The sequence below is a fragment of the Cryobacterium sp. 10I1 genome (assembly GCF_035019805.1).
GTDB lineage: Bacteria > Actinomycetota > Actinomycetes > Actinomycetales > Microbacteriaceae > Cryobacterium > Cryobacterium glucosi.
Window position 1 is genome coordinate 1 of sequence record NZ_JASJVF010000070.1, and the last position, 14,114, is coordinate 14,114.

The 14,114-nt window shown below is 68.5% G+C and carries 13 protein-coding genes; 3 read left to right on the top strand and 10 right to left on the bottom strand.

Annotated elements, in window-relative coordinates:
- Positions 1 to 72: 72 nt before the first annotated feature.
- The 6 genes from nadA to QN345_RS08485 form a co-directional block, all read right to left on the bottom strand.
- Positions 73 to 1,398 carry a quinolinate synthase NadA gene (nadA, locus tag QN345_RS08460; protein WP_322135437.1) on the bottom strand — a complete coding sequence of 442 codons (1,326 nt, stop codon included), beginning with the start codon at positions 1,396 to 1,398 and terminating at the stop codon, positions 73 to 75.
- A gap of 44 nt (positions 1,399 to 1,442) precedes the next feature.
- Entirely contained in the window at positions 1,443 to 2,159 is a 717-nt protein-coding gene (locus tag QN345_RS08465; RefSeq protein WP_134445839.1) for an NUDIX hydrolase, read from the bottom strand.
- Between the two features lie 187 nt (positions 2,160 to 2,346).
- Complete coding sequence (locus tag QN345_RS08470; protein WP_134559474.1) at positions 2,347 to 3,087, bottom strand: polyprenol monophosphomannose synthase; 741 nt, start codon at positions 3,085 to 3,087, stop codon at positions 2,347 to 2,349.
- 5 nt (positions 3,088 to 3,092) lie between these two features.
- The gene (locus QN345_RS08475) at positions 3,093 to 4,631 is read right to left on the bottom strand and encodes a glycosyltransferase family 39 protein (protein WP_322135438.1); all 1,539 of its coding nucleotides are present in this window, start codon (positions 4,629 to 4,631) and stop codon (positions 3,093 to 3,095) included.
- Positions 4,632 to 4,715: 84 nt separating this feature from the next.
- On the bottom strand, positions 4,716 to 6,098 hold the full coding sequence (locus tag QN345_RS08480) for a HAMP domain-containing sensor histidine kinase (RefSeq protein ID WP_322188166.1): 1,383 nt from the start codon (positions 6,096 to 6,098) through the stop codon (positions 4,716 to 4,718).
- 13 nt (positions 6,099 to 6,111) lie between these two features.
- Entirely contained in the window at positions 6,112 to 6,789 is a 678-nt protein-coding gene (locus QN345_RS08485; RefSeq protein ID WP_134445835.1) for a response regulator transcription factor, read from the bottom strand.
- Positions 6,790 to 6,907: 118 nt separating this feature from the next.
- Here QN345_RS08485 and QN345_RS08490 point away from each other — a divergent pair, with 118 nt between their 5' ends.
- Positions 6,908 to 7,765 (top strand): carbon-nitrogen hydrolase family protein, encoded by an 858-nt coding sequence (locus QN345_RS08490; RefSeq protein WP_134559469.1) that lies wholly within the window; start codon positions 6,908 to 6,910, stop codon positions 7,763 to 7,765.
- A 13-nt stretch (positions 7,766 to 7,778) separates the two neighbouring features.
- Here the strand turns inward: QN345_RS08490 and QN345_RS08495 are convergent, their stop codons facing one another.
- Together QN345_RS08495 and QN345_RS08500 are read right to left on the bottom strand one after the other, a co-directional pair.
- Positions 7,779 to 8,165: an ATP-dependent DNA ligase gene (locus QN345_RS08495; protein ID WP_241975386.1), complete on the bottom strand. Its 387-nt coding sequence runs from the start codon at positions 8,163 to 8,165 to the stop codon at positions 7,779 to 7,781.
- A 116-nt stretch (positions 8,166 to 8,281) separates the two neighbouring features.
- The gene (locus QN345_RS08500; RefSeq protein ID WP_322188164.1) at positions 8,282 to 9,025 is read right to left on the bottom strand and encodes a helix-turn-helix domain-containing protein; all 744 of its coding nucleotides are present in this window, start codon (positions 9,023 to 9,025) and stop codon (positions 8,282 to 8,284) included.
- A 151-nt stretch (positions 9,026 to 9,176) separates the two neighbouring features.
- Here QN345_RS08500 and QN345_RS08505 point away from each other — a divergent pair, with 151 nt between their 5' ends.
- Entirely contained in the window at positions 9,177 to 9,911 is a 735-nt protein-coding gene (locus QN345_RS08505; RefSeq protein WP_134445832.1) for a glucose 1-dehydrogenase, read from the top strand.
- A gap of 53 nt (positions 9,912 to 9,964) precedes the next feature.
- Here QN345_RS08505 and QN345_RS08510 read toward each other — a convergent pair whose 3' ends face one another.
- Positions 9,965 to 11,095, bottom strand: a complete 1,131-nt coding sequence (locus QN345_RS08510) for an alpha/beta hydrolase (RefSeq protein ID WP_322135440.1) — start codon at positions 11,093 to 11,095, stop codon at positions 9,965 to 9,967.
- 230 nt (positions 11,096 to 11,325) lie between these two features.
- Here QN345_RS08510 and QN345_RS08515 point away from each other — a divergent pair, with 230 nt between their 5' ends.
- Entirely contained in the window at positions 11,326 to 12,420 is a 1,095-nt protein-coding gene (locus QN345_RS08515; RefSeq protein WP_323508569.1) for an alkene reductase, read from the top strand.
- A 109-nt stretch (positions 12,421 to 12,529) separates the two neighbouring features.
- Here the strand turns inward: QN345_RS08515 and QN345_RS08520 are convergent, their stop codons facing one another.
- Positions 12,530 to 13,765, bottom strand: coding sequence for an aminotransferase class I/II-fold pyridoxal phosphate-dependent enzyme (locus QN345_RS08520; protein ID WP_134445829.1), 1,236 nt, complete (start codon positions 13,763 to 13,765; stop codon positions 12,530 to 12,532).
- Positions 13,766 to 14,114: the final 349 nt, after the last annotated feature.

Sequence of the window (14,114 nt, forward strand, 5' to 3'; positions counted from 1 at the left end):
GTCCGGCGAGGCCGCTCCCGATCACGAGGATCCGGAGCGATGGTGCGACGGGTGCGATCGGTGCTGCGGGCGTCACGCGCGTGCTCCGCTCACCGGTGCGCCGACGGGAGGACGCGCGGCAAGCATCCGCTCGAGGGCGACCCTGGCGTTCGTCGCGTCGGTAGCGGGGACCTCGATGCGGTTGAGCACGGCGGGCGGCTGCCCGGCATCGCCGACGAGGGCTTCGAGCACCCAGGCGAGATAGCCGGAGTGGATGCGGTACATCGTCGAGCACGGGCAGACGACGGGGTCGAGGCAGAAGATGGTGTGCTCGGGGTGCTCAGCCGCGAGGCGCTGCACGAGGTTGATCTCGGTGCCGATCGCGAAGGTCGACCCGGCAGGGGCGGCCTCGATGGCCTTCTTGATGTAGTCGGTGGAGCCGTATTCGTCGGCGGCGTCGACGACCGCCATCGGGCACTCCGGGTGCACGATGACACGCACCCCGGGGTGCTCTGCACGGGCGGTGGTGATCTGGTCGACGGTGAAGCGCTTGTGCACACTGCAGAATCCGTGCCACAGGATGACCTGGGCGGCGTCGAGTTCGGTCCCGGTGCTGCCGCCGAGTGGCTTGCGCGGGTTCCACATCGGCATCCGCTCGAGCGGGACGCCCATCGCCTTCGCGGTGTTGCGGCCGAGGTGCTGGTCGGGGAAGAAGAGCACCCGCTGGCCGCGTTCGAAGGCCCACTTCAGCACGGTCTCGGCGTTCGAGGAGGTGCAGACGATGCCGCCGTTGGCGCCGCAGAACGCTTTGAGGGCCGCCGAGGAATTCATATACGTGACCGGGATCACCGGGACCCGGCCGGAGGCATCCGCCTCGGTTCCATAGAGTTCTTCGAGCTGTTCCCAGCAGTCGGTGACCGAGTCGATGTCGGCCATGTCCGCCATCGAACACCCGGCGGCGAGGTTGGGCAGGATGACCGCCTGGTCGGGCCCGGAGAGGAGGTCTGCGGTCTCGGCCATGAAGTGCACGCCGCAGAAGACGATCGCCTCGGCATCGGGGCGGCTCTTCGTCGCCTGCGCGAGCTGGAAGGAGTCACCGACGAAGTCGGCGTGCTCGAGGACCTCCGAGCGCTGGTAGAAGTGCCCGAGAATCACGACCCGGTCGCCGAGGGTGGCCTTGGCCGAGCGGATGCGCGCGTCGAGTTCCTCTGCGGAGGCGGTCCGGTAGCGCTCGGGCAGGGCACCCTGGCGCGGGGACCCGGTCGGGAGCACATCGCCCATCGAGGACCCTGGGCCGTAGCCGGGGGTGCCGGAGTCGAATTCCCAGGGGCCTGCGGCCAGCTGCGGGCTGCAGGTGCTTCCGGGCGCGGTGCCCGTGCTGATCAGACGAATGGTGCGGTCGACCGATGCGATGGTCATGCTGTAACTCCTCGATTTTCACAAAAAGCGTTGTACACGGTGATTCAGTTCGTGGTGGGGATGGCGGCGGTCGCGGGTTCCGGCCCGAAAGGATCCGGTTCGCCCTGTCGTCCGGAGTCGTTGTACCGGTAGAGACGGGGCGGACGGTGCCGGGTGCCCGCGACGCGTTCGCCGGTGTCGACGATGGAACCGGATGCCTCGATCGTGCGACGGAAATTGGCCGGGTCGAGGGACTTCTGCAGCACGGCCTCATGCACGTCGCGCAACTGGGAGAGCGTGAAGGTCTCGCCGAGGAAGGCGTGGGCGATCCGGGAATACTCGACCTTGGTCCGCAGCCGCCAGAGGGCGTACTCGACGATCCGGTTGTGGTCGAAGGCGAGCCGCGGCAGGCGGTCTGCGGCGAACCAGCGCACGTTGTCGCCGACGACGGCGAGGTCGGCCTCACCGGACTCGACGAGGGCCCAGTAGACGACGGACACCACGCGGCCGCCGGCAGAGCGGCCCGGATCGCCGAAGGTATAGAGCTGCTCGAGGTACCTGGGCGCGAGGCCGGTTGTCTCGTGCAGGGTACGGGCGGCGGCCGCGGCGAGTTCCTCGTCGCCGGGCAGCCCGCCGCCCGGCAACGCCCACTGGTCGAGGTATGGGTCCCTGGTGCGGCGGACCAGGGGGAGCCACAGCGTCTTGAAGTCGGATTCCGCGTCGGAGCGCAGGGCGAAGATCACGGTCGACACGGCGAGTGCGACAGCGGCTTGAGCGCTCATGGGGGCATCCACTAGGTAAAGGTCAGTATGACTCTAACTGGGTGAACCCATCATATAGTCATTCTGACCCGAAGTCGCCCCCGACTTCGTTCCTGTTCCGAATTCAGGAGTAGGACTGGTCTGAACCGGTTGATCGGCCGGTTTCCGGCGTCAAGATGGCTCGACTCCTGAATTCGGAACGCGCGGCTCAGTTCTTGGCGGCGGCAACGACGGACCGACGGGCGCCCTTGCCCGTGAGGCCCCACAGGGTGACGCGGGCCATCGCTTCGACGACGATGCTTCCGCTCATCTTGGATGAGCCGAGCACACGCTCGACGAAGGTGATCGGCACTTCGACGACGGTCAGGCCGGCCCGCACGCTCGTGAGCAGCATGTCGATCTGGAAGCAATAGCCCAGGCTCTCGACGCTCGCGAGGTCCATGCGTTCGAGGGCATGCGCCGTGTAGACGCGGTAGCCGCCTGTGACGTCGTGCTGGCGGAGCCGGAGCACGAGGCGTGAGTATGTCGATCCACCGCGGGACAGCGCGCGGCGGTGCCACGGCCAGTTCTGCACGGCTCCGCCAGGAACCCAGCGCGATCCCATCACGACGTCGGCGGTCTTCGCCGCCGCCAGCAGGTCGGGGAGCTGCTCAGGCTGGTGCGAACCGTCCGAATCGAGCTGCACGAGCTCGTCGTAGCCGCGGGACAGGCCCCAGCCGAAAGCCTCGAGGTAGGCCGCTCCGAGGCCGTTCTTCTTCGTGCGGTGCAGGACGTGCACCTGGGAGTCCGCTGCGGCGATGGCATCGGCGAGCTGGCCGGTGCCATCGGGGGAGGCGTCGTCGACGACGAGGATGTCCGCGGCCGGGACGCTCGCGCGCACCCTGGCCACGATCGGATTGATGTTCTCGCGTTCGTTGTAGGTCGGGATGATGACCAGTGTCTGTGCCATGAAAACTACCTTGTCAGTTCGGTGATTGTTGTGTGTACGACCGTGGCCGTTGAGGCGACGGAAAATCCCAGGTCTTGCAGCGTGTGCAGGTCGGTGCCCGCTTTTTCCTCACTGCTGCCCGAATACTGCACCAGCCATACCGTATCGGTGCCCGCGAGTGAATCCAGGACGCTCGTGAGCGGCCGGGTGGTGTCCCAGAGCGATCCGGTGTCCCCATAGGCCGTGTCGAGGGTCACGTCGCGCAGCCCGGTGAAGGATGCGGGGTACAGGTGCAGCGCGAGCCGCGGCTTCCGTGAGGGCCGCACGCTCTCGTCGAACACGATCGCGTCTCCGGGGTGCGCACCGGCCTGGACGATGGATGCGGCCTGGCGCCAGTCGCTCCCGGCGTTCTTGGCGTACGGGCCGCGCTGGTCGACGTAACTCGGCACCACGGCGACGACGAGCAGTACGAGTGCCGCGATCCCGGCCCAGCGGGGCCTGATCCAGGCCACGGCGATCCCGAGCGCGATTGCTGCGGCCGGCGTGCAGATGGAGAGGTACCGTAGCGAGTACATCGGCGTGACGACATGCGTGCCGATCAGCAGAGCCGCACTCGGCACGAGCATCCAGGCGAGCATCACGCCCAACGCTGCCCTGTTCCGCTCGAGGGCGCGCACCCTTCCGCGACTGAACCAGGCGAGAACGACCGCAAGCAGGATCAGAGCCCAGGCGATGACCGCCGCGGGCACGTTGCCGAACCACTGGTTGACGGCCGCGTCGAGCACGCCCGTCTGGGCTCGCCGCCCGATGAACGAGAGCTGGTCCTTCTGGCTGACGCCCGCGAACAGGACCGGGGAAGCGATGATGAGACCGACGACGGTCGCGCCCGACCAGGCCATCAGCTGTCCGCGTCGCCGGGCCCGATCGGGCGCGAGCAGGAACACCGCGATCCCGAGTACGGGGACGAGAAGCGCGACGTAGAGGAAGACATAGATTCCGAGGGCGAAGAGCGCGGTGAAGCCGATCCAGAGCCAGCTCTGGGTCGACCGGCTCGCCGTCCCTGCGCGGACCAGATGCACGAGCAGCACGACGAGCCACACGGCGATAGCCGTCGCGAGCGCCGTCGATCGCGCCTCTGCGCCCATGTACGTCACCCGGGGAAGTACCGCGAAGACGAGGGCTGCGATCCAGGCGACCCTGGCCTCGGTCAGCATTCGGGCGAGGACGAACGTTCCCGCCGTTGCGACACCGATCGCAATCGCGCTCGGGAGCCTGGTGGAGAACTCGGACGCACCGAAGAGGTCGATCCAGAAGTGCAGCATCAGGTAATAGGTGCCATGAACGGCATCGATCGTGCCGAGCATCCGGAACAGGGAGGGCAACGAACGCTCCGCGGACATCACGCTCGCGGCTTCATCGCCCCAATAGGACGGGTTCCAGGCCGCCGCGGCGGAGATCAACAGGCCGAGAACACCGACGTACAGCGGGGCCAGCTGCCGGTGGGTGGGCCAGGATCGCCGCTGCGGGCGCAGCTCTGGATCATGGGTCACGGGCAGATAAGTCACCCCATTACGTTATGCCACCCGGTCGGGGGTTTCCCGACGACCCGGTGTCGGGCGCCTGCGAAGGCTCTCAGTTTGGCGCTGTCGTCAGGCCCGCGGGCCCTGTCCGGTGCGGGTGCTGCGCGGCAGACGGATGTCGATGGCCAGGCCCGTCCCCGTGTTGCGCAGGCTGATGGTTCCCTTCGCCCGCGTCACGATGGCGTGCACGATCGCGAGGCCGAGCCCCGACCCGATCGAGCCGCTCGCGCGGGACTGTTCCGGCCGGGAGAACCGGTCGAAGGCCACCGGGATGAACGATTCCGGCATGCCGGGCCCCGTGTCCACGACGCTCAGCATGGCACCCTCTGCGAGGCTGCGGAGCGTGACGGTCACGGCGCCGCGGCCGCCCATGGCGTTGATGGCGTTCGAGATGAGATTGTCGATGAGCTGCCCGACGTTGGTCACCGAGATCGCATAGCGGCCGGTCGGATCCTCGCCCTCGATCTCGTAGTCGACGTCGAGATCCTCCCCGTTGCGAACCACCCTTGCGCGGTCGACCGAGGCCGAGATCTCGGCGATCAGGTTCTCCCAGCCGCACTCCGGCCGGGCCTGCTGGCTCTCGAGCTTGGACAGTTCCAGCAGGTTCGTCGCGAGCCGGGAGAGGCGGTCCACGGTGCGGGAGGCGTCGTCGATGTCCGCCTCGAGGGCCGGAGCGTCGCCGGAATTGAGATGCGCGAGCTCGAGCTGCGCCTTGAGCACGGCGAGGGGAGTGCGCAACTCGTGGCTCGCATCCGACACCACCTGCTTCTCCCTGTCGAGACTGCGGCGCAGCCGGGAGATGAAGTCATTGAGCGTGACCGCGAGGCGGCTGACCTCGTCCCTGCCCGCCGGGACGAGCAGTTGCGCGGACGACCCGGTCGTGCTCAGGCTCTCCGCCTCCTTGCGCAGCCGGTTCACCGGGCGGAGGGCCGCGCCGGTGAGCAGCCACGAGGCGAGGCCGAATCCCACGGTCAGCAGCACGGTGCCCATGATGAGCACCCGGCCCAGTTCGTCGAGCAGCAAGCCGAGTGCCTCCTCGTTCCGCGCCGTGATGACGACCCAGTTGCCCTGGTTGGTCACGGCCGTCGTCGCGGCGACAAGGTACCTGGCGTTGCCCGCGTCGATCGTCTGCGGCGTCTCGCCGATCGTCGCGAGCTCACTCACGCGTTTCCGCAGCGCCATCGGCAGCGAGGACTTGGAGATCTGGCCGTCCGGACCGACGATCGCGATGAGCTGGCCCTCGCTCGGGCCGTCGATGGGTTCTGTCGGGTTGCGGATCAGGTCCGTCACGATCGGGGCAGCGTCGCTGTGCAGCAGTGTCGTCGTCGTCTCGATCAGGATCGCCTGGACCTCGCCGCGGAAGAACACCGCTGCACCGCTGAACAGGACAGCGGCGATCACGAGACTGCCGACGGTGATGCGGGCCCGGATCGACAGCCCTGGCAACCTCATGGACGTGCTCCGCTCACTCGACGAGTTCCACGGCATACCCGGAGCCGCGTACGGTCACGATCCGCATCCCGGCCGCCGCAGAGTCGATCTTGCGCCGCAGGTAGCTGATGTACTGGTCGACGATGTTCGGGTCGATGTGTTCGGTGCCGTTCCAGATCTCTTCGAGGATCGTCGTGCGGTCGACGGTCGTCCCCGCCCGGCTGCACAGCAGGCGGAGCAGCGCGACTTCCTTGGGGCTCATCGAGACGGACCGGCCGGCCACGGTCACCTTGAGGTCCCGGGAATCGATGGCGAGGTTGCCGAGTTCGAGGCTCAGCGGTGTTGCCATCGACTGGCGTCTGAGCAGGGCGCGCACCCGGGCGGTGAGCTCGAGGAAGGCGAAGGGCTTGGTGAGGTAGTCGTCCGCGCCGCTGTCGAGCCCGAAGACCCGGTCGTCGACGGTGTCCCTGGCGGTCAGGAGCAGGACCGGCATGGTGTTGCCGGAGTCGCGGATGCGCCGACAGATCTCGAACCCGGTCATCTGCGGCAACATCACGTCGATGGCCGCAAGGTCGAATTCGTTGTTGTTGATCGCGATCAGGGCATCCATCCCGTTCCCGACCCTGACGATCTCGTAGCCCTCTGCCTCGAGTCCGCGTTCGATCAGCGCGCCCATTTGTTCGTCGTCTTCCACGACCAGGATCTTCGTCATGCCCGCCCCTTTTGCTCGTACGCCGCTACCTCTTCATGCTGGCACGTTCCCGGTGCGGAGCGTGACCAGTCTGAGGGTTCCGCTCCAATCGCGCCGCCCTCGTGGCTAGGCTGACGCCATGGTCGAAACCCCGCCTGCCACGCCAGCGCCCGCCCGGACGGTGCCTGTCGACCCGACGGCCGTCGGTGTCGCCGTCGCCCAGTTCGTCCCAGGGGCCGACCGGGAGGCGAACCTCGCCGAGGTCGCCCGCCTGGCCGGCATCGCGGTCGACCGCGGCGCGCAGCTCGTCGTGTTCCCCGAGTATTCCGCGTTCTTCGAGCCGACCCTCGGGCCCGCGTTCGTCGCGGCCGCCGAGCCGATCGACGGGCCGTTCGTGACGGCGCTCGCGGCGCTCGCCGAAGGCCTCGGCCTCGTCATCGTCGCGGGCATGCTCGAGGAGGCCGTCGGTGCCGGACGATTCTTCAACACCATCGTGAGCGTCGGGCCGACGGGCGAGCTCCTCGCCCGCTACCGCAAGCTGCACCTCTACGACGCATTCGGCGAGCGCGAATCCGACTGGGTGCTGCCCGGCGCGATCGAGCCGCCGCAGACCTTCTCGGTCGGAGGGCTGCGGGTGGGGTTGCAGACCTGTTACGACATCCGCTTTCCCGAGGTCACCCGGCGACTCGTCGACGCGGGTGCCGAGCTCGTGCTCGTGCCCGCCGAATGGGTGCGGGGCCCGCTCAAGGAGCAGCAGTGGCGCACCCTCCTGACCGCGCGCGCGATCGAGAACACTGTTTATGTCGCCGCCGCCGACCACGCCCCGCCGATCGGCGTCGGCACGAGCATGATCGTCGACCCGATGGGGGTCGAACTGGTCACGATCGGCGAGACGACGGATGTCGGCCTCGCCTGGCTCACCTCGGCTCGCCTCGGGCAGGTGCGTGCGGTCAACCCCGCACTCCGGCTCCGGCGCTTCGGGATCGTCGAGGTCTAGCCGCCGGGGAGCCTCAGCCCTCGGTCGCGATCGTGTCCTGGGAGGCCGCTGCCGCCCGGGAACGGAAACCGGGTTCCTTGCGCATCACGTGGTCCTGCTCGGACATCGCCCGCTCCTCTCCCGTGGCGACGAGTCCCTGGGAGCTGTTCGCCGAGCGGGTGAGCTGGGCGAGCCACAGCGGATTGATGGTCGGCGGCTGGCCGCCGGAGAACTTGAAGTACAGCGGGATGGCCGGGTGCAGCCAGGCGGAACTGCGACCGTCTCCTGCCTCTGCGGCGTTCCGCCAGGACAACAGGAAACTCTCGCCGCGGCGTAACTTCTGCACGATCACGATTTGCAGGTGCGCGAGGATCCGGTCGTCGAATTCGACGGTGACCCGGTCATACGTCAACGAACCCATGGGGCGCCGCTTTCAGTCGGTGAACTCTCGCGCGAACAGCAGACCGCCCTTGTGGGGCATCCGCTGGGTTCGCACTTTAAGTGTGGTCGTAATTCCCGGTCAATACAAGGGAATCGTCAGGCCTCGGCGGTCGCGGCCGGCACCTGCTCGACGATGCCGTGCAGCACGAGGTCGATCTCGGTGCGGAGCGAGTCCGGCAGGCTCTCCATCGGCTCCCGTCCCAGCCCGCATCGGATCAGGGCGAGGTGGAGCAGCGAGAAGATACTGCGTGCCGCAAGCGCCGGGTCCACCCCCCGCCGGAGCCGCTCCGATTCTCCGGGGGTCTCCGTCCCGTAGCCGCTGAGCACGGTCGCGATGGTGGCCTCGAGCCCGTCGACGAGCTCGAGGGCCTCGGCGCGGTAGGTCCCGGTGGGCTCGCCGCACAGGATCTCGCGCTGGTAATAGGCGGTGTTCTCCGGGTGGCGCGCGGCGGAGGTCAGCAGGGGGAGGAGGAGGGCCATGATCGCGTCCGTCGGGGCGAGGGATGCGTCCGCCTTCGTTGGATCGTGCCGGGTTCCGGTCAGGGCCCTGCGCCACTCGTTGTTGAAGACCATCAGGAGGAGCTCGGGCTTCGAGCTCGCGTACCGGAAGAGCGTCCCCGCCGCGACATCCGCGCGATCGGCGATGTCCTGGGTCGTGACGAGCGCGTAGCCGCGCTCGGCGAAGAGATCCTCGGCGGCCGCGAGGATGCGGCCCTGCTTGTCACGCTTGTTGCGTTCGCGGCGGCCAGGAGTGGCACTGGCGGCGTCGGCGTCGGCAACGGCGGCGGCACCGGCGGCGGCACCGGCGGCCGGTGTCGTGCCTTCGTCTGGTCGGCGCACGGGGATCCTCACTCTGGGTCGGCTGCTTCCCGGGACGGTGCCACGGGGTTTTCTCAATCGTAGATTCAATCAGCTGATTCCAATATAACGGAGTACGCTCATTTTTGAGTAGAGTACAGATTCATTGAACCCGAAGAGAAAGGTGGCCATCATGGGTCGCGTTCAAGGCAAAGTGGCACTGATCAGTGGCGGTGCCCGCGGAATGGGAGCATCACACGCGCGGCGGCTGATCGCGGAGGGAGCGCAGGTGGTCATCGGAGACCTCCTCGACACCGAGGGCGAGGCCATGGCGACCGAGCTCGGCCCGTCCGCACGCTACGTGCACCTCAACGTCACCGACGCAGACGACTGGTCTGCAGCTGTCCTGTTTGCTGTGGAAACCTTCGGCGGGCTGGACATCCTCGTCAACAACGCCGGAATCGCGAGCGCCGCGCCGATCGAGAGCTTCCCGATCGACGTCTGGACCCGCACCATCGAGATCAACCTCACCGGTACGTTCCTCGGCATGCGGGCCGCCATCCCTGCGCTCTCACGCCGCGGCGGCGGCTCGATCGTCAACGTCTCATCGGTCGAGGGCCTCCTCGGCAGCGCGGGCCTGCACGCCTACGTCGCGTCGAAGTTCGGCGTGCGCGGCATCACGAAGTCGGTCGCGCTCGACGTGGCGCCCCTCGGCATCCGCGTGAACTCGATCCACCCCGGCTTCATCGAGACGGCCATGACGAAGTCCCTCGACGTCGACATGGTTGAGATCCCGTTGCGCCGTGGCGCCAAGCCCGAGGAAGTATCGAGCCTGGTGCTGTACCTCGCGAGCGACGAGTCGAGCTACTCGACCGGCGCAGAGTTCGTCATCGACGGCGGCCTCACGATCGGCATCCCGCACAACTGATCGTTCACGTCCCCGCTCCGCCCGGCGTGCCCGCGAGAGTACACTTTCGGCCCTTAAACCATCGGTTTAGGGGCCGAAAGTGTACTCTCGCGGAGGCTGCTCAGGGCTTCGAGGGCTTCGAGGGCGGCGAAGGGCTTCTCGATGTGGGCGAAGTGGCCCGTGCCCGCGATCGTTCGCGAAACGAACCCGGGAATGACGGCGGAGAGCCGGGCGCGGTCCGAATCGGCGACGAAGATGTCCGCGTCGCTCTGGATCGCGCGCACCGGGCAGGTGATGCGGGCCCAGGACCGTTCCGGGTCATGGGCTCCGGCGAGGGCGGATGCCTCGACGAAGGCCCGCGGACGGACTTCCGTCGCGAGGGCCGAGATCACGCTCGCCGGTACGGCGTCGACCCGGCTGAACAGCGGCGCGGTGAGCCCGCGCAGCACACCCACCCTGTTGAGCCAGCGCACGAGGCCGCGGCCGGCGGGCTCGGCGACCGCGAGGGCGCGCATGACGCCGAGCAGGGCCGTGTACCCGGGCAGCAGGGTGAACCTGGTGATCGGATGCCGCACGCTGTCCACCACCGAGAACGTCGTCGCAGAGACGAGGGAGACCGACACGGTTGCGGCAGGTTCGAGTGCGGCCAGTTCGAGGGCGAGGAAACCGCCGAGCGAGTGCCCGACGACGTGCCAGCGCTCGTAGCCGAGTGCACGGACGGTTTCGGCGATCGCGGCCGCGACGGTCGTGATGCCCGGGGCGGGCCGGGTGGAGTGCCGGCCGGAGGCATCCGCTGGTTCGCTGTCGCCCCAGCCGGGTAGGTCCGGAATGATCAGGTCGGTCAGGGCGAGTGCGCCGGATGGAACGCGTCCCGTCGAGCCCGCCGAGCCACCGTTCGTCGCCGCCGAGAGGAGCGGGGTCCAGGTCGTCCAGGAGCCGGCAGCCCCGTGCAGCAGGACCGTCGCCGTGTCGCTGCCCGTGCGGCGGCCGTGACGCACCGCAAGCGTGCCGGAGCCGAGGCGCATCGAACTCGTGGTGAGGCCGAAGGCGCGTGCGTCTGTCGAGAGTGGGAACGGGCAATACTCATCCCGCCGAGTTTCGGGCACGGACGTCACGGACGTCCTGGACGTCCCGGCCGGCACGAGAGACGTCACCGGGGCGGGCGCCGCCGTGCGGTCGGGAGTTCGTGTCACCAGGATGGTCATGCCTGGTATTCGTCGCCGCGGGGCGATCGGTTTGCCCGCGTCGGGACAGGCTGAGACCGCTCGCAGCCCGGCCCGGCCCGGCGTCGGCGTCCCGGCGGCGGACGACGGTGTGGACCGCGTGTGGAATAGGACCGGGCCCGGGCCCGTTGTCTGCAGCGCACCCTGCGTTTCCCTGCGCCGGCCCGTTCGGCCGCGCCCGGCGGAACTTCCGTACTACGAAAAGAGCGACTGTGACCCTGTTCTCCCCGCTGACCCTCGGCGACCTGCACCTGCCGAACCGACTCGTGATGGCGCCGCTGACCCGCACCAGGGCGGGCCTCGACGGCATCCCCGGACCGATGGTCATCGAGCACTATCGCCAGCGCGCATCCCTCGGCCTGATCGTGTCGGAGGGGGTCTACCCGAGCCACGCCGGACAGGGCTACACCGGCCAGCCCGGACTCGTCACCGCCGAGCAGGTCGACGGCTGGCGTTCCGTCGCGTCGGCCGTGCATGAGGCCGGCGGCCTCATCGTCGCCCAGGTCATGCACGCCGGCCGGGTCTCGCACGACCTCGTCAACGGCGGCTTCGACGTCGTCGCGCCGAGCGCGATCGCCATCGAGGGCGAGACGCACACCCCGGAGGGCAAGAAGCCATACCCCGTTCCGCACGCGCTGACCGAGGCCGAACTCCCCGGAATCGTCGCGGAATTCGTGCGCGCGTCGCAGAACGCCATCGCGGCAGGGCTCGACGGCGTCGAGATCCACAGTGCCAACGGCTACCTCCTGCACGAGTTCCTGTCACCGGCCTCGAACCAGCGCACGGATGCCCACGGCGGTTCGCCGGCGCACCGCCCCCCCCGCGCCAGCTTCGTGATCGAGGTCGCGACTGCTGTTGCCGCCGCGATCGGCGCCGGCCGGGTCGGGATCCGCATCTCACCGGAGCACAACATCCAGGACGTGCTCGAGACGGATGCCGCAGAGACCCTCGCGACCTACACCGCCCTGGTCGACGGGCTGGCCCCGCTCGGCCTCGCCTACCTCAGCGTGCTGCACCAGGACCCGACCGGCGACCTGATCCAGGGACTGCGCACCCGCTTCGGCGGACCGCTCCTGATCAACACCGGCTTCGGCACCGTCACGACCCGGGCCGAGGCCATGGCCATCCTGGCCGATGACGTCGCAGACGCCGTCGTCGTGGGACGCGCCGTCATCGCCAACCCCGACCTCGTGCACCGCTGGCGCGACGACCTCCCGCTCAATGCCCTCGACCCGCAGACCCTCTACGGCAGCACGGCCGCCGGCTACACGGACTACCCGGCGCTCGCCGCCGCCGCCGCGGAGTAACACTCGCCCGAACCGATTCGACGGACTTTTTGAGTTTCTGGGCCGGTTTGCGGCCGCCCAGGTTACGAAAACCCGGCATCTCCGTCGAATCGGTTCGGGCGGCCTCGCGCTACCGGGCGGCCGGGCGCAGGGCAGCGAGCCGTGCGGCAGCCTGCTCCAACAGGTCCACCTTCTTGCAGAAGGCGAAGCGCACGAGCGAGGCATACTGCGGCCGGTGTTCCGGACTGCAGAACGCACCGATCGGCACGGCGACCACGCCGGCGAGGGCGGGAAGGTCGCGACAGAAGTCAGCGCCGTCCTCGTATCCGAGCGGCGCGGCATCCGCCACGATGAAATACGAACCGCTCGGGCGCGACACGGCGAAGCCCGCGGCGACCAGGCCGCGCTCGAGGACGTCACGCTTGCCCTGCAGCGAGGCCGCGATACCCGTGAAGTACGAGTCCGGGAGATCGAGCCCCCTCGCGATCGCCGGCTGGAACGGCGCACCGTTCACGTAGGTCAGGAACTGCTTGACCGCGAGGATCGCCGTCACGAGCGCGGCGGGTGCTGTCAGCCAGCCGATCTTCCATCCGGTCGTGTTGAAGGTCTTCCCGCCGGAGGAGATCGTCACGGTGCGCTCGAAAGCCCCCGGAAGCGTCGCGACGGGCAGGTGCTGCACACCGAAAGTGAGGTGTTCGTAGACCTCGTCGGTGACGATGATCGCGTTGTGCTGTTCGGCGAGCCGCACGATGAACTCGAGCGTCTCGCGGGAGAACACGGTCCCGGTCGGATTGTGCGGGTTGTTCACGAGTATGAGCCGGGTGCGATCGGTGATCACCGCACTGAGCTCGTCGAGATCCGGCTGGAAGTCCGGCGTGCGCAGGCGCACGGTGCGATGGATGCCGCCGCCGAGTGCGATGAGGCCGCCGTACGCGTCATAGAACGGTTCGAACGTCACGACTTCGTCGCCGGGCTCGATCAGGGCGAGGATCGTCGCAGCGAGCGCCTCTGTCGCCCCCGCGGTCACGAGGACCTCGGTCTCCTGGTCGACACTGAGGCCGTAGAAACGCTGCTGGTGGCGGGCGATCGCGTCGAGAAGCACGGGGAAGCCGCGGCCAGGCGGGTACTGGTTGACCCCGTCCGTGATGGCCTGTCTGGCGGCGTCGAGAACCTCGATGGGTCCGTCCTCATCCGGGAACCCCTGTCCGAGATTGATCGCGCCGGTGCGGACGGCGAGCGCGCTCATCTCGGCGAAGATGGTGGCGGCGATCGTGCCGTCGGCGCCCAGCAGGCCGGCACCACGGGCCGTCCGGCGCCAGGCGCCCGGAATGGCCGCGGTCGGAACTGTCTCGGGGGAGCCGTGCATGACTCCAAACTACGACATCCCCCGTGTCGGTGGCTCACGGGACCGGTTCGCAGGCGAGGATTGCTGCGCCGATCCGGCCGACCCCGGTCGCTGGGCTGCCACCCCAAGCAACATCACGGCTTCGTCATTGAATGCTCTCAGCTTGGGCGGAGGATTCGTTCAGGTTCGGGCGCGAAGCTGGCATCGCTTGGAAGGAGCACCTCATGACCGAACACCCTCAGGACCCAGACATTAATCGAGATCGTCCCGCTGCCGACGTTCCCTCCGACGCTGGCCAGGCCGCCGCACGGGCAGCGACACGGCGACGGTCCTGCTGCACGGGGCTGCCGGCTCCTGGACGACCTGGACC

Bases quoted from the DNA above. Each gene is read 5' to 3' on its own strand.
- QN345_RS08480 (WP_322188166.1), bottom strand. From the start codon at position 6,098: ATGAGGTTGCCAGGGCTGTCGATCCGGGCCCGCATCACCGTCGGCAGT.
- QN345_RS08505 (WP_134445832.1), top strand. From the start codon at position 9,177: ATGGGTCGCGTTCAAGGCAAAGTGGCACTGATCAGTGGCGGTGCCCGC.
- QN345_RS08495 (WP_241975386.1), bottom strand. From the start codon at position 8,165: ATGGGTTCGTTGACGTATGACCGGGTCACCGTCGAATTCGACGACCGG.
- QN345_RS08465 (WP_134445839.1), bottom strand. From the start codon at position 2,159: ATGAGCGCTCAAGCCGCTGTCGCACTCGCCGTGTCGACCGTGATCTTC.
- nadA (WP_322135437.1), bottom strand. From the start codon at position 1,398: ATGACCATCGCATCGGTCGACCGCACCATTCGTCTGATCAGCACGGGC.
- QN345_RS08485 (WP_134445835.1), bottom strand. From the start codon at position 6,789: ATGACGAAGATCCTGGTCGTGGAAGACGACGAACAAATGGGCGCGCTG.
- QN345_RS08490 (WP_134559469.1), top strand. From the start codon at position 6,908: ATGGTCGAAACCCCGCCTGCCACGCCAGCGCCCGCCCGGACGGTGCCT.
- QN345_RS08520 (WP_134445829.1), bottom strand. From the start codon at position 13,765: ATGCACGGCTCCCCCGAGACAGTTCCGACCGCGGCCATTCCGGGCGCC.
- QN345_RS08470 (WP_134559474.1), bottom strand. From the start codon at position 3,087: ATGGCACAGACACTGGTCATCATCCCGACCTACAACGAACGCGAGAAC.
- QN345_RS08510 (WP_322135440.1), bottom strand. From the start codon at position 11,095: ATGACCATCCTGGTGACACGAACTCCCGACCGCACGGCGGCGCCCGCC.